Below are 18859 nucleotides of genomic sequence, written 5' to 3' on the forward strand. Positions count from 1 at the left end.
TTTTTAATGCATACCGCGTACAGACGCCTTATTTTGGTGCAATTTACGAGATTTAGATGGCTTCTCAAACAAACCACATCCGGACAGGCTTTTTGGGGGAAGACTTAGCTGCCCGCCACCTGCAGCAGCAGGGCTATGCGATACAAGCGCGGAATTACAGGTACAAGCGGGCCGAAGTAGACATTATCGCGCAAAAAGGATCGCTACTGGTGTTTGTGGAAGTGAAAACAAGAGCAACAGACACGTTCGGTTATCCGGAGGAGGCGGTAAATGCCCGGAAAGAAGCTCTTTTATTAACGGCTGCCTCCGCTTACATCGAACAGCAAAGCTGGCAGTTCGATGTTCGCTTTGATGTGATAGCCGTTACCTTAGGCACGCCACCTGTGTTGCACCACATTGAGGATGCTTTCCACTAGCGTTGCGCCTGCGAGCGTTTGTCAAATTTATCTTTTTCGTAGATCAGGGTGCTGTGGCGGTCATACTCTTTAAATAAGTATGGCTCGGCAGGCGCATCATACGCCGTTTTAGGATACTGGTATTCGTAGTGGCGGCGGTTCCGGAAATCGTAATATTTTACCCAAACGCCAACTTTGCGGCCCTTATCATACTGCCCCGACCACTCCATCTGCCCGTTTTCATAGAAGCGGTAATAGGTGCCCTGCACTTCGCCATACTCATACGGAATCACTTCCTTTATCTTTTTGGCATCGCCATCATAATACGTCACAACTGCATCGCGCGGAAAGCCTTTGTCATAGTGCTCCTTATCTACTAAAATATTGTCCTCGCCCCGGCGGTATTTCTCCCAGCGCAGGTGCTTGGTGCCCACATAAAAGTAGCCTTCCTCCACCACTTCGCCGCCTACTTTTTTAGTATAAGGCCCATGCAGCACATAATAGCGGCCATCATTTTCGATGGTGCCATGCGTGCGGTACAGCTTTCGTTTTTTGCTATCGTACAGGTACTTGTCGGGCGCATAAGGGTTGGGAGCCTCAAACTCGGGCAGGTAGCTGAATGTCTCCAGCACTTCGCGGTCGCCGTGGCCGCCCGATTTTACAAAACCGCGCTTTACCTTGTGGTCCATAAAGTAGCGTTTGTTGCGCTTCTTTTTCTTCTTCTGGGCTTTCTCTTCTTCCTCTTTGGGCAGGTCGATAAGAGGTTTTGCCGTATCAGCGGAAGCCAAGGCATCCGGATTTTTGGCGTTCTCTTTAAGCCGGGCTTGGTTCAGGTTGTAGTCGCTGTTCCACTGGCGCTGGCTGCAGCCGCCCAAGGCCAGCATACTTATACCTGCTACAACTACTAAAGACCGAAGAGACTGCCGCATTTTAATTTTGAATAACTGAATTTTGAATGACTGAATAAGTAAAGGATTAAATTGTTAAATAACTGGTTAAGCTGTAAGTATAACGACGCAACAATTTAACAATTATGCCATTTCCCTATGGAACAATATAACCTTTAACAGAACGCAAAGATGCGCAGAAACTGTATAAGCGCCTAGCTGCTGCGTCTGTTTCGCCCCTATAACTATACTTGCCGCTGCTAAGTTTCATGCAGCATGGCGGCAAAAGCAAAAAGGCAGCACCGTAGCGGCACTGCCTTTTTGCATAAGTATACATGTTAGGTATTATTCGTTGGCCATCAGATCAAAGCTGCGCTTTACGAAGGCAGTAAGCGCGGCACCCGACAGCATGTTCTGCGACAGCAGCGCCAGATCGAAAGCCTGACGGGCAATGCGCGTCTTGTCTTCGGTCGCATTCAGCACGCGCTGGTTCAGCGGATGGTTGGCATTAACGGTCACGTTGTAAGTATCCGGCATATCGCCCATAAACATCATACCGCCACCGCCAGCTTTGCTCATGTCCTTCATGCGGCGCATAAACTCGGGCAGCGTAATCACTACCGGCGCATCATCTGGTGCCAAAGGAGCCACTTCCACCATCATATTTTTATTGTCGATGGCCTGCTCGTACGCTGCTTTCAGGTCTTCCTTTTGCTGGTCGTTCAGAACACTTTCTTTCGTCTCGTTCTTCTCGATCAGTTTGTCGGTTGTTTCAGAGTCTACACGCTTGAGGGTTGTTTTCTCCAGCTTCTGCTCCAATAGCCCAATAAAGTGGCTGTCGATGAGCGTATCCAGCTTCAGCACGTCGTAGCCACGGCTTTTGGCCGCTTCCACAAACGCATGCTGCTTGTCCGCATCGGTGGTATACAGCAGGGTCAGCTGGTCGTTCTTATCTTTCTGGTTTGCCTCGGTCAGTGCTTTATACTCCTCTATAGTATAGTACTTGCCATCAGTGTTCTGCAGCAGCACAAAGTCTTTGGCTTTCTCATAAAACTTGTCGTCCGACAGCATGCCATACTTCACAAACACGTTGATATCGCTCCAGCTGGCCTCAAAAGCGGCGCGGTCTTTCTTGAAGAGCTCGTTCAGCTTATCAGCTACCTTTTTGGTGATGTAGGTGTTGATCTTCTTCACGCTGGAATCGGCCTGCAGGAAGGAGCGGCTTACGTTCAGCGGAATGTCCGGCGAGTCGATTACGCCGTGCAGCAGCATCAGGAATTCCGGTACCACATCTTTTACCTCATCGGTAATAAACACCTGGCGCGAGTATAACTGAATTTTATTGCGCTGCAGCTCAAACTCGTTTTTGAGCTTAGGGAAGTATAAAATACCAGTCAGGTTAAACGGATAATCTACGTTAAGGTGAATCCAGAACAGCGGCGCTTCCGAGAACGGGTAAAGCTCTTTGTAGAAGTTCTTGTAATCCTCATCCGTCAGCTCCGATGGCTGCTTGGTCCAGATCGGGTTCGGGTTGTTGATCACTTCGCCTTCGAACTCTACCGGCACTGGCAGGAACTTGCAGTACTTCTCCAGAATATTTTTGATGCGGGCAGGCTCCAGGAACTCCTCAGAATCCTGGGTTACATTCAGGATCACGTTCGTGCCGCGGTCTTCTTTGTGCGCATCAATGATAGCGAACTCAGTGCTGCCGTCGCAGGTCCAATGAGCAGGCTCTGCGCCTTCTTTGTAGGATTTGGTGACGATCTCCACACGATCCGCTACCATAAAGGCGGAGTAGAAGCCCAGACCAAACTGGCCGATGATCTGGCTCTTGTCGGCGTTGTCTTTGTAGCGCTCCACAAACTCGGTAGCACCCGAAAAAGCGATCTGGTTGATGTACTTCTTGATTTCCTCGGCTGTCATACCAATGCCATGGTCGGCTATGGTAATGGTGCGGGCCTCTTTATCCACGGATACTTTCACGGTCAGGTCGCCCAGGTCGCCGGTAAACTCGCCAATGGCTGCCAGCCGCCTGATCTTCTGTGTGGCGTCTACAGCGTTACTTACCAGCTCGCGCAAAAAGATCTCGTGGTCAGAGTATAAAAACTTTTTGATAATCGGGAAAATATTCTCGGTGTGGATGGAGATACTGCCTCTTTCTTCCATATTTTATACTTTATATTTTAAAAAATTATGTTTTCACAACTTCGTTCGATACCCGATACGCAAAACCTGTTCCAGAGCGAGACTAGCACGAACTTTGTGACAGGTTGTCAGAAGTAAGCGGCAAAACTACGGCAGCGCGGGATGCGTTAGCGTGCAGTATGGCATAGTTTCCTGCCTGCCGCTACAATTGTATAAACAACAAATAGCCATCATAAATGCAACATTGTTGATTTTATACCTATATTTGCAGCTATTGCGAAAGCTAAGCCACTGAGGTGCACCAGGTTCAAAAGTACATAGCGTTGTTTCTGCTCCTGCTCTTTGTTAGAGTGATGGTGCCTGATGCGCTTATACTACAACTGCACCGCCACAGCCATACCATCGACAAAGTTCCCTCCGACACCAAGCAGGCGCAGGTAAGCGCCAAGCATACGCACTGCCCGGTTGAGGAACTGTTTGGCGCGCCATACCAGGGCAGCTGTGTTACGGTGGCTTATCAACAGCTCACGCATACCTCCCTACTTTATAGTATACAGTACAAGCGCAGCTGGCATCACCTGCTTGTCTCCTGTCCATTTCTGCGCGGGCCTCCTGCCGCGTACCTAACCGCGTAAGATAGCTTCTGCCATACTTGCAGCAAGTATAAACGCACGCTTACACCAATTTCACTGCTGATTTGCTAACCCGAACGGGAAGCAGGTATACCAGTAGCAATCTGTTTAGCAGCATTACCTGCTGCGCCTCATTTATATTTTCTAGACGTGTTTATAAGCCAAATTATAAGAAAAGTGCTGCCCCTGCTATTGTTAGCAACCAGCATACAGCCCCTGCTTGCGCAAAGCCTGCCAGGCACAGCCGAGCAGCCGGCTACACCGGAGCCAGCGGCCTGCGAGCTTACTATTTCCGGAACAGTGCTGGACCACGATAGCCGGGAACCGCTTGTAGGTGCCACCGTTTACATTCCGCAGCTCGACAAGGCCACCGTGGCAGACCAGGATGGGCATTACCATTTTCAGGCGATCTGCCAAGGCAGTTATACTTTGAAGGTGACGTACGTAGGGTATGAGCCGATAACAGCTGCCGTGCGCATCAACAGCTCTATGGTACGCGACCTGCCGCTGCACCCCGACACTAGAACCCTGAGCACTGTGGAGGTGACCGGTACCCGCATTCAGGCACAGGCACAGGCGACACAAACGCTGCAGGGCCGTGAACTGGAGCAAACACGCGGCTTGTCCTTGGGCGAGTCGCTGAAAAGTATAGCTGGTGTTACGACGCTGCAAACCGGCCCCTCCATCTCTAAACCTGTTATCCACGGGCTGCACAGCAATCGCGTGCTGATCCTCAACAACGGCGTACGCCAGGAAGGCCAGCAGTGGGGGGCGGAACATGCGCCGGAAATAGATCCCTTCGTGGCTTCAGAAATGAAAGTGATCAAAGGGGCAGCCGGTGTGCGCTACGGCGCAGATGCTATTGGCGGGGTTGTGATCGTGGAGCCAAAGCCACTGCGCGACTCCGCTGGTGTGGGCGGCGAACTGAACCTTGTCGGCAGCACCAACAACCGGCAAGCCACCGCCTCAGCTACTATAGAAGGCAACTTTGCCAAAGTGCCGCCACTAAGCTGGCGCCTGCAGGGTACCTTTAAGCGGGCCGGCAACACCCGCACCCCGGATTACTACCTCGATAACACGGCGCTAAAAGAAAAGGACTTTTCGGCGGCAGTAGGCTACCAGCAGAAGGACTATGGCGTTACTGTTTTCTACAGCCAGTTCGATGCGCAGTTGGGTATTTTGTCGGCCTCGCACGTGGGCAACCTCGACGATTGGCAGTCGGCCATTGAGCGGGGCAGGCCTGCCGGCGCAGACTCAGCCGGCTTCTCCTACGACATCAACCGCCCTTACCAGAATGTACTGCACCAGTTGCTGAAGGCCAGGGCTTACCTGAACACCGGCAATGCAGGCAAACTGGAATTTACGTATGGCTGGCAGCAGAACCGCCGACAGGAATTCGACTTTGTAGGCCTTACGAGCGGCCGGCCGTCACTAGACCTGGACCTTACCACCAATTCCACCGAAACTGTCTGGACGCCGAAGCCACTGGGCAACTTTACAGGCTCGGTAGGCGTCAGCACCATGTTCCAGAACAACGCCTACGCCGGCGGCAGGTTTTTTATACCTGACTATACTAACCTTGACCTGGGTGCCTTTGCGCTGGAGAAGTGGCAGAAAGACAAGTTGCAGCTCGAGGCAGGCCTGCGCTACGACTACAAGCACCTGAGCAACATCAAACGCTGGCAGAACGGCGAGATTTTGGACTATCCTGCTTATACTTTTAACAACCTGTCCGGCACCCTGGGCGCGCTGTATGATGTGGGATATCATCTTACCCTGGGCCTGAGCGCCACTTCTGCCTGGCGTGCCCCTGGTGTTAACGAGCTATTCTCAGACGGACTGCACGAAGGCATTTATACCATTGGCAACCCTGACCTGGAATCGGAGCAGGCGTATAACCTGGAGGCATCGGCAGAGTACTACGGCAGCCCACGCTTTAATGGCAAGCTGAGCGTGTATAATAACCTGATCAACAACTATGTATATCAGGTGCCGGACGAGCCTACGCAAACCATTAACGGCTTTAACCTGACCTACAGGTATAAGCAGGCGAATGCCGTGCTGCGGGGTATGGATCTGAGCCTGCAGTATAAGCTGCTCGGCAACCTGACCCTCGATTCCAAAACAGCCATTGTACGCGCCCGCAACATAGCAGCCGACGATTACCTGATCGGTATACCGGCAGACCGCTTCGACAACAGCCTGCAGTATGACTTTGGGAGCGTGGGAAGTAGTAAAAAGCTGACAGGGACCTATCTTTCGGTAGGTGGCCAGTACGTGGCACAGCAGACGCGAATGCCTGTTAAATACGACACAGATATTGCCCCTGCGCCGGCGGGTTATTTTCTGTTGCATGCCGAGGCCGGCACTACGCTGCACCTGGGCAGGCAGACTATTGACGTGGGTATTACCGGCAACAACCTGCTCGACACTTCGTACCGGGATTACCTGAATCGCTTCCGGTATTTTACCGAGGAAATGGGGCGTATGTTTATGTTCCGGGTAAAAGTGCCACTGGAGTTCACAAAAAGCTAATCGGCTTTAAAGCATTTTATTTATATTTGATAACTTATCCAAACGCATAATTGATGAAAACTTCATTTAGAACCTACTTCTCTGCCTTGTTATTGGGCACAATACTTATAGGCACCACTTCCTGCGGCAGCAACGGCGGCGGCGATGATCCGGCACCGGTAGACGACCAGGAGCTGATCACCGACTTTACTATTACTTTGGTGCCGGAAGGCAAAGGCCAGAACGTGTCTGCTACCTTCAGCGACCCGGACGGCGCAGGCGGTGCAGCTCCTACAGTTAGTGCTCTGAATCTGGCACCTAATACAACTTACACAGCTACCATCACCCTGAAAGACGGCAACACCGATGTGACCAGCGAAGTAAAGAACAAGTCAACAGAACACGAGTTCTTCTATGAGACCCTAAACACCCCTACCGGCCCTAAATTGGGAGAAAACCTGATTGTAACAGACAGAGACCTCGATACTAAAGGCTTGCCGCTTGGCCTGCAGGCTACCATTACCACACAGGCAAGCAGCAGTGGCACGCTGCGCATTACGTTGAAGCACCAGCCAGGCTTAAAGAGCAGCACCAGCACCAGTTCTGTTGGCGAAACGGATGCACAGGCTGATTTCCCTGTGGTGATCCAGTAGTACGAACAGGTTATACTATAAAACAGCAGGCGGCGCAACTATGAAGTTGCGCCGCCTGCTGTTTTATAGCTTTTATACATTGAAACTTATACTTTCCCGCTTTTCTCTGCCAGCGCCTGTAGCTGCTCTACAGTTTTGCTGATGCGGTTGCGGCGGGTTTCCGGCCGTTTGGCATCCAGCACGGCTACCACAAACTCCTTCCGGTGTGTAAAGGCCAGTTGTTGAAATGTATCCAGCAGGTGCGCTTCTTCCAGCGCCAGTTGCAAGTCTTCGGGAAGTATAACCGTCTTTGTTTTCCGGTCGATACCAGGCTGGTCTACCCCAAACTGCGAGGCTGCCTTCTGCTCCGACTGGTGTTTGAATCGCAAACCCGACCACATTTCATCTACAGAGACCTGCCGTACGGGGCCATAACCCAGTTCTGCCAGCAGCTTCCAGCCTTCGTCGCGCGTCAGATCAGTTGTGATACCCGATGCTTTCTTTGGATAAGCCACCCACAACATCCCTTCCGGCTTTATAAGTGTAACGGCTTGCGGCGCCAGCTGCTGCAGTTGCTGTTTGTTGCTTACAAAAAGCAGCACGGCATCATACATGCCTTCGGTGGCTGCGCCTGTAGCCACCGTTATTGTATACCCTTCGGTCAGGAGCGTTTCGGCTATGGCTGGCGGGGCTTGCAGCAACAGCAGGCTATAAGCAGGCTTTAACTGTAGTTTCTTTCCTAAATCCGGCATCATCGTCATATTAGCTCCTAAACTACTAAAAATCTCCTGCTCCTTCCTATAAATCAAAAATGCTTTTGAGATATAAGCGGACAACACTATATTTAATACCTATACCTTGTGCTCTATATGGCTAAACTCCCCTTTTCTTCCCGCACCAGTTATTTGCTTAACACCGCGGTTATTGTGGCCGCCCTGGGCTACTTTGTTGATATCTACGACCTGGTACTGTTCAGCATTGTGCGCATCCCCAGCTTAAAAGATGTAGGCGTTACCGGAGAGGCATTGCTGGAGAAGGGCGTGCTGCTACTGAACATGCAGATGCTGGGAATGCTGCTGGGCGGCATCGCCTGGGGTATACTGGGCGATAAGCGCGGCAGGCTGTCGGTGCTGTTCGGCTCTATTTTTATTTACTCGGTTGCCAACATCATGAACGGCTTTGTGCATACGCTGGAAATGTACGCTTTCCTGCGCTTTGTAGCAGGCTTGGGGCTGGCTGGCGAATTGGGTGCGGGTATTACGCTCGTGAGCGAAGTGCTGCCCAAGGAAAAACGCGGCTATGGAACGATGCTGGTCGCGACCATTGGCATCTCCGGGGCGATACTGGCTGGCGTAGTGGGCGAATACTTTGGCTGGCGCACGGCTTATTTTATTGGCGGCGGATTGGGCATACTGCTGCTGTTCCTGCGCATTGGCGTATATGAATCGGGGATGTTCCGCAACCTGAAGCACGCCGAGGATGTTTCCCGTGGAAACTTCCTGAGTTTGTTTACCAACCTGCGTCGCTTTGGAAAGTACCTGAAATGCATTTTAATAGGTGTACCGATCTGGTATGTGGTCGGCATCCTGATCACCTTTTCGCCGGAGTTTGGCCGTGCCTTGGGTATGGCAGAGCCGGTGTCGGCCGCCAAAGCGGTGTCGTTCAGTTACCTGGGGCTGGTATTCGGCGACTTTGTGAGTGGTTATCTCAGCCAGCGTTTCCGGAGCAGGCGGCAGTTGGTGCTGGCGTCGCTGACCCTGCTTACTGTTTTTGTAGCCGTTTACCTGCTGGGGAGCCACTTTTCGCTGGACATGTTTTATACTTTATGCGTAGCGCTGGGCTTTGCCAGTGGCTACTGGGCTGTATTTGTTACTATTGCTGCCGAGCAGTTCGGCACCAACATACGGGCTACGGTTACCACCACAGTACCCAACTTTGTACGCGGGGCAGTCGTACCGCTTACGCTGTCGTTTCAGGCCTTGAAAGACAGCTTTGGTCTGGTGCCTACAGCTGCCCTGCTCGGCGCTTTGAGCCTGGCCATTGCCGTTGTTTCTATCCTGACGCTGGAGGAAACCTATGGCAAAGACCTGGATTACACTGAGCCGCGGTAGCTTTGACCGCCAATGGAAACCCACGATTAGTCTTTCGTATCAGCCACACACTTAAAACACACTTATTTACTGTATAAAAGACATTAGTAAGGAAACCAAATCAAGCTTAGGCAAGTATACCTTCATATGAAATTATAGACATATATACTGGCCTATGAAACGACAAGCCTCATCTGATGCATCCGATTTAGCTTTGCTGGCCCTTCTGTTTATGCTTCTACTTCTTTATTCTGCCTACAACCCGCAGGCCGGGCAGCAAACACGCGATACTGCAGGCGAGCAGGAGGAAGTGCTTGTCAGCGCCGCGCCTGTTCGCTCCACATAACCCTGACAGCAATTCGCGTTTTTATTGATACCCTTCAGCATAATTTACATCGCTGCTGCGCCCCTGTGCTGCCCTATCCTATCAAAACCCAGCTTTAGGTAGTATAAGGTTGCTCCCTTTTAGAGCCCATCTTCCTGCGCCTCAGCAGCAGTCTTTTTATTTTGATAGCATCCAAACGGTTTTACAGGGTTAATTTCGTATTTTCGGGTATGATTTTATACAATGAAACTGTAAACATCGATAACACGGTAGCTGACGAGTGGCTGCAGTGGATGAAAGAGGTGCACATACCCGACGTGATGGGAACCGGATATTTTCTGCGCAACCAGATCTGCCGGCTGATAGATGAAGTGGACAATGGCGGCACCACCTATGCCGTGCAATACACCTGCCGCAGCCTGCAAGACCTGGAGGAATACCAGCGCGAGCATGCCCCCGACCTGCAGGAGCGGCACATGAAGCGCTACGAAGGCAAGTATGTGGTATTTAGCTCTATGTTGGAAGTGGTAGGTGTGGACGTAGAGCGTACCCAACCGAAATAGATCATGAAACGACAAAAGCCGCGGGCATGCCTTTACAGGTCGTTGCCAGCGGCTTTTCAGTTGTAGTTAATGGTGGGTTCAGGCGCTATACTGCTGCACCTGTGCTTCGGTCATGGTACAGGTAATCCATTGGTTATCCAGCTCGGCGCCTACTTTGTTGTAGAACGTAATAGCTGGTTCGTTCCAGTCCAATACCTGCCACCTGAAGCGTTTGGCACCTGTTTCTTTGGCCTCTTGTGCTACAGCGTTAAACAACTGGCGGCCTACGCCACTGCGGCGCAACCGCTCCGTTACCACCAGATCTTCCAGCCACAGGGTTTTGCCTTTCCAGGTAGAGTAAGCGGTATAATATAAGGCAATCCCCACGATGGCGTCCTCGTTCTCAGCCACAAAAAATTTATAGATGGGATCTTCGCCGAAGCCATCGCGCTGCATGTCTTCCAGTGTGTTGGTAACCTCCTGCGGTGCCCGCTCAAATTCTGCCAGTTCCTGTATCAGCGCATATACGTGCGGCAAATCGTCTTTCGCTCCTCTTCGTATGTTTATCATTTTGAATATTGTTTGCTTTACCTCCGCTACCCTTTTCACTAAGAGCTCTACCCCAATACAGGAGAGAAATTTAGTTCACCTTTCTATTGCCAGCTTCATCGTTAAATCAGCACACACTTTCTAACTCTCAAACTCCTCAACTCTCTACCTCCCAAACCGTTCTGGCCTGTACCAGTTCTTTGCCGCTTTCTTGGCTGGTAAGCTTGTGGAGGTGTACGTCTGCCGCTTCTCCGCTTGTGCCGGCTACAGAATCTACCAGGTCGCCTAGCATGCTTTCAGAGCGGAAAATGATGTCTACTTCGCGCAGGTGGTGCTCCAGCACTGCAACTGGAAGCGTGTCCAGGGCCCACTGCAGGTAGCGGGTGTTGGTCACATGGCGGTTCAGGTCGATGTCGTGCCAACGAACGGGTATCTGGCAGGTATGCTGCGCCTCCTGCAGCGGCGGCAGTTTGCCTTTTGCAAAAGGCAGCGGCTCGTTGTCCGGCGCGATCTCCTGCGCCATGATGAAATCCGGCACGGGGGTCAGTTGCCGCTTCACTACATCCATCACCAGCCATACACTGGTTGCCTGGCCGAGCAGTTCCCGCTCAGCACTATAGATCCTGAAATCCCGGTAAAGGAATACTTTCTCCCGGCCAGAAGCCCAGGTTTCTACAGTTATTTGATCGGTGTGGCGGGGGTAGCGGAACATTTCTACACGCAGGCGCTGCAGCACCCATGTCAGGCCCCGCTCCAGCAGTTCATACATCGAGATGCCCAGGTCGGCGGTATTGTTCCACGCGGCTTCCTGCAGGTAGCTTACCAACGCCGGCATGGTGGCTCGTCCGTGGTAATCTATTTCGTTAGAGCGTACGGTAAACTGGCTGGCGCCTCCGGTTGCCTCTGCCATAGCTTCCTTCTTGGTGAAATGCTAAGTTAACAAAGTTTACCGGCACCTGCCACTAAAAAGCGAAAGCATGCCTTACTAGGGCCATGCTTTCAGCGGGCGTAAACCTCACGTGTACAATTCCCGCAAGTGTCTGAAGCCAAATTGCCAGGATGTTGAGTAAAACAGATGAAGTATAATCGTTAGCGCTACTATAACTAAATTGCTTTGTATTCTGAAAACCTGGCTCTGGTGCTTCTTAACCGTACATAGCCGAAATGCCCGCTACGCCCAGCCCGAAGAGCAGCAAAACAGCGTAAATCCCGAGGACGATTGCTGTGAGCAGGCCCAGAAATTTAAAGAGCGACTTCAGGTTTTTGAAAGAGGCATCTACCAGTTCCTGATTCTGGAGGCGTAAACCTTCTAACATGTTGGCCGAAAACCGGTACAGGTAGAGCACCGGAAAAAAGTATAACAGCGCCATCAGCAGGTAAAACACCGTAAAAAAGGTACCCATAAAACCAGACATGCCGTTGTGCAGCACCGATGCTAGCGCGGAGCCCATAAAAGTGCCGCCAAACAGCGCGAAAAGCACCATCAGGCCAACAATTACAAAGCCTACAATGGCTAAAAACTTGCCCCACTTGGCTGCTTTCCGTAAAAAGCCGGCCGTGTGCGGACTAATAATAAAGCCTTCCGGCATCTCCTCGTAAAAGTCCTCCTCCATAAATAAACATGAATAATTGATTGTTAAGTGTTTGTGTTCCTAAATATATATAAATCTTTATACTTAAATACTATACCTGCCACTATGTTGGCGCAAAAAAAGCCGCATTACCCGATCGGGCAATGCGGCTGCAAGTATAAAATTACTTTATACAGTTACTGGTTTTGAGATTGATAAGGATTGATGCCCATGTTCTGGTACACAAAAGCCCAGGTATCGGCAGCCTCCTGAATCTGTAGCGAGGTAGGCTTTCCGGCCCCGTGGCCTGCCCGCACATCAATCCTGATCAGGTATGGGTTCACCGGGGCTCCTTTCTCCTGCAGCGTGGAGATAAACTTGAAAGAATGTGCCGGCACTACCCGGTCGTCGTGGTCGGCAGTTTTCACCAGTGTAGCCGGGTATTTTACACCTTGTTTGATGTTGTGCAGCGGCGAGAAAGCATAGAGGTTCTTAAACTGCGCCGAGTCGTCGGAGGAGCCATACTCCGGCACCCATGCCCAGCCGATGGTGAATTTATGGAAGCGGAGCATGTCCATCACTCCCACAGCAGGCAAGGCTACTTTGGCCAGTTCCGGCCGCTGCGTCATAAAGGCACCCACCAGCAGGCCGCCATTGGAGCCGCCGCTCACCGCCAGTTTCTCCGACGAAGTATACTTCTGGCTGATCAGGTACTCGGCTGCCGCAATAAAATCGTCGAACACGTTTTGCTTGTTGGGCGTCATGCCGGCCTTGTGCCACTCCTCGCCATACTCGCCACCCCCACGCAGGTTAGGCAGCGCATACACGCCGCCGTTCTCAAGCCACAGCATGTTGGATATACTAAAGCCCGGTGTCATCGAGATGTTGAAACCACCATAGGCATACAGCATGGTTGGGTTGTTGCCGTTCAGCACCAGGCCTTTTTTGTGCACGATAAACATTGGTACTTTGGTGCCGTCTTTAGAAGTATAAAACACCTGCTTAGTCTCATAGTTCTCCGTGTTGATGTCTACGTCAGACTTGCGGAACAGCGTGACCTTGTTGTTGGGCACATCATAGCGGTAAATGGTCGTTGGGTAGGTAAAGGAGGTGAAGGTAAAGAAGGTTTCGTTATCTTCTTTCTTCCCACCAAAGCCGCCCACGGTGCCGATGGTCGGCAGTTCCACGGTGTTCAGTTGCTTACCGTTGGTATCAAATACCGTGACCTGGCTGGCGGCATCTTTCATGTAGCTGGCAATCAGGCGGCCACCTACCAGTGATACGCCTGTCATCACGTTCTCCGACTCCGGCACCACTTCTTTCCAGTTTTGCTCCTGCGGCTTTTTCGGGTCGATGAGCACCAGGCGGTAGTGCGGCGCATTTTTGTTCGTGCGTACCAGCAGTTTGTCGCCCATGTTATCCACCACATTGTACTCCGACTCAAAGTTATCGATAACGGGCTTTATACTTGCTTTCGGGTTTGTCAGGTCTTTATAGTATAAAGCGTTGGTGCCACTGGCTCCCTCCGATACATATAAAACCAGGAAGCGCTCGTCCTCCGTGGTCTGCCCGTAGTAGTTGCGCAGGGCGTGTGCTTTGTCTTCATACACGAGTTTGTCCTGGCTTTGCGGCGTGCCTACCTGGTGGTAGTATACTTTGTGGTACTCGTTCTTGTTAGCCAGCTTGTTGCCTTCGGTAGGTGCATCGTAGCGGCTGTAAAAGAAGCCGTTTTTGTACCAGCTCGGGCCGGAGAACTTCACCCACTCCACTTCGTCGTCCAGCTTTTTGCCGGTAGCGGCCTCCATTACATGGTAAGTATTCCAGTCGGAGCCGCCGCTGGCTGTGCCGTAGGCCAAATACTTGCCGTCTTTCGAAAACTCCAGCGAGGACAACGCCACAGTGCCGTCGTCAGAAAACTTATTTGGGTCCAGGAATACCTTTGGCTCTGCCTCCAGGTTATCCTGCACATACAGCACGCTCTGGTTCTGCAGGCCATCGTTTTTAAAGAAGTAATACTTGCCGCCTTCTTTAAATGGCGCGCCATACTTCGGGTAATTCCATATTTTGGTGAGGCGCTCTTTGATCTGATCGCGGAACGGAATGCTGCGCATGTACTCCTGCGTTACCTGGTTTTCCTGTGCGATCCAGGCGTCGAGCGCTTCGTCGTGGGTTTCCTGCCAGCGGTACGGGTCGGCCACCTTGGTACCGAAATAGTTATCTACCTGGTCTCCTTTTTTTGCCTGGGGATAGTTTAAAGTGGGAGCAGCCGGTGCGGAAGCCGCGCTGGCTGTGGTTGTTTCATTGGTCATACCTTGAGCGGTTGTGTCTGATTGGGTTGATTTGCAAGCCGACACAGCCGTAAAGCCGCCGGCAAGCAATAACATGGTCGATTTTTTCATATGGCTACGCCTGTTTTTAGAGTTTAATGTATTCGTAAGCCTCCTAAATTACACATTTTTCTGATGTGCCGCTATGCTACGCTACTGCCCTATGCCTTGCTGCCTGACAATCAGGACTAAAGGTAAAAACGGCCTGAAAAATATCCGGCCCACTGGCGGCACAAGCAACAGGTTTCCTGTTTACATTTACCAGCTTTTTGCCTGGCATTGCACCAGTCGCACCAAATACAAGTATAAAGCAGGGTAGAACCACAGCCACAGCAGACCATGACAGAGGAGTTAGACGAGAAAACACTGCAGAAGTTTGAACAGATTGCCGACCGGCTCTCCGACAAAGGCTATGCCATCATCGATAATTTCCTGACACCGCAGGAGGTGCGCGACATCCTCGATGTGCTGGCGCACCACCGGGAGCAGGGTACTTTCAAGAAAGCTGGCATCGGCGCTGCCGATCAGTTTACAGTAGACAAGGAGGTGCGCGGCGACTACATCCGCTGGATTGAGCCCCGCGAGGCGCTGCCGCCCACCAAGGTGTTTCTGGAACGCATGAATGAGGTGATGCGCTACATCAACCGCACCTGCTTTCTAGGCCTCAAAGACTATGAGTTTCACTTCACAGAGTACCCGGTGGGCACAGTATACAAGCGCCACCTCGACCAGTTTAAGACCAACGACCACCGCCAGCTGTCTTTTATCTGCTATCTGAACGAGGACTGGCTGCCGGAGAATGGTGGGAACCTGCGTTTATACTTGCCGCAGCAAGATGGGGCAGAAGAAACGATCGATGTGCTGCCCATTGCCGGCCGCCTCGCCTGCTTTCGCAGCAACCTGATTCCGCATGAAGTGCTGGTTGCTACCCGCCCACGCTACAGCCTCACCGGCTGGATGCTGGACCAACTGAACGAACTGACGTTTTTGTAGAAACCCCGAAAGCCCTCACGGCGTGCGCAGCTCCCACGAGCGGCTCGGCATTCTAGCGCGCAGCTAAGAAGTAAACTTTCCAACCCTTTAACTCCCGGCCCTACTGCCCGAAGTTAATTTCGGTGCTGTCGCCGATGTTGAGGCTGTGGCTGAAGCCTTTAAAGGAGGCATCGCTGCCGATGATGGAATCCTGCATCACCACAAAGCGCAATTCAGAATAAGAACCGATAATGGAGTTGCTCAGAATGGAGTGCGTCATGGTGGTGTTATCGCCAATGGCTACATTGGGGCCGATGATGGAGTGGGAGATGGTACAGCCTTCACCAATGCTTACCGGCGGAATGATAATGCAGCCGGGGCACAGCTGGCTGTAATCTCTGTCGCGGAATTTGGGCCGGGCCAGCAAAGTGGCGTTTGCCTCCAGCAGGGTTTCTTTGCGGCCGCAGTCAAACCAGTGGTCCACGCTCCACATCGACATCTTCTCGCCGTTCCGGATCATGTGCATCAGCGCATCGGTCAGGTGGTATTCGTTCTGGGTGCGGATATCTTCTGTAATGATATAGTTGAGCGACGCTACCAACTTTTGTGGATGGACGATCTTATATAAGCCGACCAGCGCATAGTTGGATTTAGGAATCTTCGGCTTCTCCACCACTTTCACAACAAACTCGTCGTTGCCTACTTCGGTTACGCCAAACAGCGAAGGCTTTGCCACCTTCTTCACGCCCAGTACCGAGTATGGCGCGGCCATAATAGCTTTCAGGTCCACATCCACAATGGCATCGCCGAGCATGATCAGCACGTTCTCCTCATTTTCATAAGTATGGCGGGCAATCCAGAGGGCGTGGCCAAGCCCCTCCCGTGGCTCCTGTACTACAAACTCTGCCTGTAGCTGCGGATACTTCTGCCGCACATACTGCTCTATCTTTTCGCCCAGGTAGCCGATAATGAAAACAAAGTCCTGAATACCCGCCTCCAGCAGCTTATCAATGATATGCCCTAGAATCGTGTTATCGGCCACCGGCACCAGCGACTTGGGCTGCGTGTGCGTGTGCGGCCGAAGCTTGGAACCAACGCCGGCAACAGGTATAATTGCTTTCATACACAATACTTTTCAGGCAATATATTAAATTTAAACCATAACCTAAAGCAGCGTTTTCAGCAGCAGCAAGTGGTTTTACTACCTGCACCGCCCGCAGCTGCTAAATAGCAAAAGGTTAATTTCCGGTATTTATAAACGATAAATAACGATGCTTTCTTAAATTCGTACTGATATAGCCCTTACGGGCGTTTAAGATGTATACCAACCAACACCCATAACTTCTATGAAAAGATTGTTCTTTTACCTGATCGGATTTGTCATCCTTGTGTCGCAGTCATCGTGCGGCTATAACACCATGGTGCAGAAGGAGGAGACCGTGGACAGCCAGTGGGCCAATGTGCAGAACTCCTATCAACGCCGCGCTGATTTGGTGCCCAACCTTGTAAACACCGTAAAAGGGGCCGCCGACTTTGAGAAAAGCACGCTCACTGACGTGATTAATGCGCGCGCCAAGGCTACAAGCGTCAACATCAGCCCCGATAATCTCTCGCCGGAGAACATCCAGAAATTTCAGGCGGCGCAGGGAGAGCTAAGCGGTGCTTTGAGCAGGCTGCTGGTGTCGGTGGAGAAATACCCGGACCTGAAAGCCAACCAGAACTTCCTGGAGCTGCAGGCCCAGCTGGAGGGTACCGAAAACCGCATTGCCGTAGAGCGGCGTAAGTTTAATGAGACCGTGCAGGACTATAATTCTTACATCCGCTCCTTTCCGCGCAACTTTATAGCCGGCTGGACAGGCTTTGAAAAGAAAGGTTACTTTGAGGCCGATGCTGCTTCCCAAAAGGCACCTAGTGTACAGTTTTAGCAAATTGCCAGCTGGTTGGATGGTTAGATTGTTGTTCGATAGATGCGCAGCAACAGTTTAACCATCCAGCCATTTAACCTCCCTATACTATGGCCAAATCCACTATTTTATCACCAGCCGACGAGGAGCAGATCATTGCGGCTATCAAAGAGGCCGAAACCAACACGTCGGGCGAAATACGCGTGCACATCGAAAGCACCTGCGACAAGGATGTGATGGACCGCGCGACCGAAATGTTTGCCGAGCTGAACATGCACCAGACCAAACTGCGCAATGGGGTGCTGTTTTACCTGGCCCTCGACGACCGTAAGTTTGCTGTGCTGGGCGATGCAGGGATCAATGCCATTGTACCGGATAATTTCTGGGAAGCGATTACGGCCGAGGCCACCCGCCATTTTAAGCAGAATGAATACGCCGAAGGCCTGGCCAAAGGATTACGCATGGCTGGCGAACAGCTCAAAGCGCACTTCCCCTACAACGAGCAGGGGGATATTAACGAACTGAGCGACGATATCTCGTTCGGAGACTAAAACTTTATGAAGCACTCCCTCTTTCTTTTATACTTCTGCCTGCTGAGCATACTTGCCTTCGGGCAAAGCAGCGACTTTCCACCACGACCGAACCCGCCACGCCTTGTAAATGACTTAGCCGACATGCTGAGCCCGGAAGAGGAGCAGGCTTTGGAGCAGAAATTGGTAAACTACAACGACACCACCTCCACGCAGATCGCCATTGTTACCATCACCTCTATCGGCGGCTATGATGTAGACCAATACGCGGCGGAACTGGGCCAGCAGTGGGGAATAGGCGGCAAAAAAAACAGCAACGGCATCCTGATCCTTGTTGCTAAAAACGAGCGGAAAGTATCGCTGCAGACAGGTTACGGCATGGAAGGTGTTATTCCGGATGCCATTGCCAAACGCATTACTGAGTATACGATCAGACCCGCCTTTAAGCAGGGCCAGTACTATCAGGGGCTGAACGCTGCCACCAGCGAAATTATTCAACGGGCCAGCGGCGAGTACGAGGCTGATGCCCGCGCGAACAACGACGGCGAAGGCGGCGGCTCCATATTTCCGATTATTATCATCGTGCTGATTGTGGTGTTTATACTTTCCAGAATGGGCGGCGGCGGTCGTGGGGGCCGTGGAGGTGGCAGAAGAGGCTATTCCCGTACTTTTGGCGGGCCATTCATTTTAGGAAGTTTGCTGGGCGGCAGAGGTGGCGGTGGCTTTGGAGGAGGTGGGGGCGGCTTCGGTGGCGGCGGAGGTGGTGGTTTCGGCGGCTTTGGCGGCGGTGGCTTTGGTGGTGGCGGCGCCAGCAGCAGCTGGTAATTTCTAGCATACAACAGCG

At 51.8% G+C, this 18859-nt stretch carries 19 protein-coding genes; 11 read left to right on the forward strand and 8 right to left on the reverse strand.

The window, feature by feature from the left end; genetic code table 11:
• Positions 1 to 56 precede the first annotated feature (56 nt).
• On the forward strand, positions 57 to 416 hold the full coding sequence (locus ABDW72_RS05650) for a YraN family protein (RefSeq protein WP_347157486.1): 360 nt from the start codon (positions 57 to 59) through the stop codon (positions 414 to 416).
• Here the strand turns inward: ABDW72_RS05650 and ABDW72_RS05655 are convergent.
• Together ABDW72_RS05655 and htpG are read right to left on the reverse strand one after the other, a co-directional pair.
• The gene (locus tag ABDW72_RS05655; RefSeq protein WP_347157487.1) at positions 413 to 1324 is read right to left on the reverse strand and encodes a toxin-antitoxin system YwqK family antitoxin; all 912 of its coding nucleotides are present in this window, start codon (positions 1322 to 1324) and stop codon (positions 413 to 415) included. The two genes, ABDW72_RS05650 and ABDW72_RS05655, sit on opposite strands and share 4 nt — an antisense overlap.
• Positions 1325 to 1627: 303 nt before the next feature.
• Positions 1628 to 3448: a molecular chaperone HtpG gene (htpG, locus tag ABDW72_RS05660; RefSeq protein WP_347157488.1), complete on the reverse strand. Its 1821-nt coding sequence runs from the start codon at positions 3446 to 3448 to the stop codon at positions 1628 to 1630.
• Between the two features lie 275 nt (positions 3449 to 3723).
• On the opposite strand from htpG, the gene ABDW72_RS05665 reads away from it, so the two are divergent.
• The 3 genes from ABDW72_RS05665 to ABDW72_RS05675 all read left to right on the forward strand — a co-directional run bounded on the left by ABDW72_RS05665 (position 3724) and on the right by ABDW72_RS05675 (position 7226).
• The gene (locus tag ABDW72_RS05665) at positions 3724 to 4062 is read left to right on the forward strand and encodes a hypothetical protein (RefSeq protein WP_347157489.1); all 339 of its coding nucleotides are present in this window, start codon (positions 3724 to 3726) and stop codon (positions 4060 to 4062) included.
• Positions 4063 to 4236: 174 nt separating this feature from the next.
• On the forward strand, positions 4237 to 6594 hold the full coding sequence (locus ABDW72_RS05670; protein ID WP_347157490.1) for a TonB-dependent receptor: 2358 nt from the start codon (positions 4237 to 4239) through the stop codon (positions 6592 to 6594).
• A gap of 53 nt (positions 6595 to 6647) precedes the next feature.
• Positions 6648 to 7226 carry a hypothetical protein gene (locus tag ABDW72_RS05675; protein WP_347157491.1) on the forward strand — a complete coding sequence of 193 codons (579 nt, stop codon included), beginning with the start codon at positions 6648 to 6650 and terminating at the stop codon, positions 7224 to 7226.
• 86 nt (positions 7227 to 7312) lie between these two features.
• On the opposite strand, the gene ABDW72_RS05680 is transcribed toward ABDW72_RS05675, so the two are convergent.
• On the reverse strand, positions 7313 to 7960 hold the full coding sequence (locus ABDW72_RS05680; protein WP_347157492.1) for a YdeI/OmpD-associated family protein: 648 nt from the start codon (positions 7958 to 7960) through the stop codon (positions 7313 to 7315).
• Between the two features lie 114 nt (positions 7961 to 8074).
• On the opposite strand from ABDW72_RS05680, the gene ABDW72_RS05685 reads away from it, so the two are divergent.
• The 3 genes from ABDW72_RS05685 to ABDW72_RS05695 all read left to right on the forward strand — a co-directional run bounded on the left by ABDW72_RS05685 (position 8075) and on the right by ABDW72_RS05695 (position 10183).
• Positions 8075 to 9316, forward strand: a complete 1242-nt coding sequence (locus ABDW72_RS05685; protein WP_347157493.1) for an MFS transporter — start codon at positions 8075 to 8077, stop codon at positions 9314 to 9316.
• A gap of 154 nt (positions 9317 to 9470) precedes the next feature.
• Positions 9471 to 9641, forward strand: coding sequence for a hypothetical protein (locus tag ABDW72_RS05690; RefSeq protein WP_347157494.1), 171 nt, complete (start codon positions 9471 to 9473; stop codon positions 9639 to 9641).
• A 209-nt stretch (positions 9642 to 9850) separates the two neighbouring features.
• Positions 9851 to 10183: a DUF4286 family protein gene (locus tag ABDW72_RS05695; RefSeq protein WP_347157495.1), complete on the forward strand. Its 333-nt coding sequence runs from the start codon at positions 9851 to 9853 to the stop codon at positions 10181 to 10183.
• Positions 10184 to 10261: 78 nt separating this feature from the next.
• On the opposite strand, the gene ABDW72_RS05700 is transcribed toward ABDW72_RS05695, so the two are convergent.
• The 4 genes from ABDW72_RS05700 to ABDW72_RS05715 all read right to left on the reverse strand — a co-directional run bounded on the left by ABDW72_RS05700 (position 10262) and on the right by ABDW72_RS05715 (position 14681).
• Positions 10262 to 10732, reverse strand: coding sequence for a GNAT family N-acetyltransferase (locus tag ABDW72_RS05700; protein WP_347157496.1), 471 nt, complete (start codon positions 10730 to 10732; stop codon positions 10262 to 10264).
• A 136-nt stretch (positions 10733 to 10868) separates the two neighbouring features.
• Positions 10869 to 11621 carry an acyl-[acyl-carrier-protein] thioesterase gene (locus tag ABDW72_RS05705; protein ID WP_347157497.1) on the reverse strand — a complete coding sequence of 251 codons (753 nt, stop codon included), beginning with the start codon at positions 11619 to 11621 and terminating at the stop codon, positions 10869 to 10871.
• A 235-nt stretch (positions 11622 to 11856) separates the two neighbouring features.
• Positions 11857 to 12324 carry a hypothetical protein gene (locus ABDW72_RS05710; RefSeq protein WP_347157498.1) on the reverse strand — a complete coding sequence of 156 codons (468 nt, stop codon included), beginning with the start codon at positions 12322 to 12324 and terminating at the stop codon, positions 11857 to 11859.
• Between the two features lie 155 nt (positions 12325 to 12479).
• Positions 12480 to 14681, reverse strand: a complete 2202-nt coding sequence (locus ABDW72_RS05715; protein ID WP_347157499.1) for a prolyl oligopeptidase family serine peptidase — start codon at positions 14679 to 14681, stop codon at positions 12480 to 12482.
• Between the two features lie 267 nt (positions 14682 to 14948).
• Here ABDW72_RS05715 and ABDW72_RS05720 point away from each other — a divergent pair, with 267 nt between their 5' ends.
• Positions 14949 to 15602: a 2OG-Fe(II) oxygenase gene (locus ABDW72_RS05720; protein WP_347157500.1), complete on the forward strand. Its 654-nt coding sequence runs from the start codon at positions 14949 to 14951 to the stop codon at positions 15600 to 15602.
• 100 nt (positions 15603 to 15702) lie between these two features.
• On the opposite strand, the gene ABDW72_RS05725 is transcribed toward ABDW72_RS05720, so the two are convergent.
• Positions 15703 to 16704: a sugar phosphate nucleotidyltransferase gene (locus ABDW72_RS05725; RefSeq protein WP_347157501.1), complete on the reverse strand. Its 1002-nt coding sequence runs from the start codon at positions 16702 to 16704 to the stop codon at positions 15703 to 15705.
• A 223-nt stretch (positions 16705 to 16927) separates the two neighbouring features.
• Here ABDW72_RS05725 and ABDW72_RS05730 point away from each other — a divergent pair, with 223 nt between their 5' ends.
• The 3 genes from ABDW72_RS05730 to ABDW72_RS05740 all read left to right on the forward strand — a co-directional run bounded on the left by ABDW72_RS05730 (position 16928) and on the right by ABDW72_RS05740 (position 18840).
• A complete protein-coding gene (locus ABDW72_RS05730) occupies positions 16928 to 17506 on the forward strand; it encodes a LemA family protein (RefSeq protein WP_347157502.1) in 579 nt (192 codons plus the stop codon).
• Between the two features lie 89 nt (positions 17507 to 17595).
• Positions 17596 to 18036 (forward strand): TPM domain-containing protein, encoded by a 441-nt coding sequence (locus tag ABDW72_RS05735; protein ID WP_347157503.1) that lies wholly within the window; start codon positions 17596 to 17598, stop codon positions 18034 to 18036.
• A gap of 6 nt (positions 18037 to 18042) precedes the next feature.
• Positions 18043 to 18840 carry a TPM domain-containing protein gene (locus ABDW72_RS05740; protein ID WP_347157504.1) on the forward strand — a complete coding sequence of 266 codons (798 nt, stop codon included), beginning with the start codon at positions 18043 to 18045 and terminating at the stop codon, positions 18838 to 18840.
• The last annotated feature ends 19 nt before the right edge of the window (positions 18841 to 18859 follow it).

Source organism: Pontibacter chitinilyticus, assembly GCF_039748935.1.
Classification (GTDB): domain Bacteria; phylum Bacteroidota; class Bacteroidia; order Cytophagales; family Hymenobacteraceae; genus Pontibacter; species Pontibacter chitinilyticus.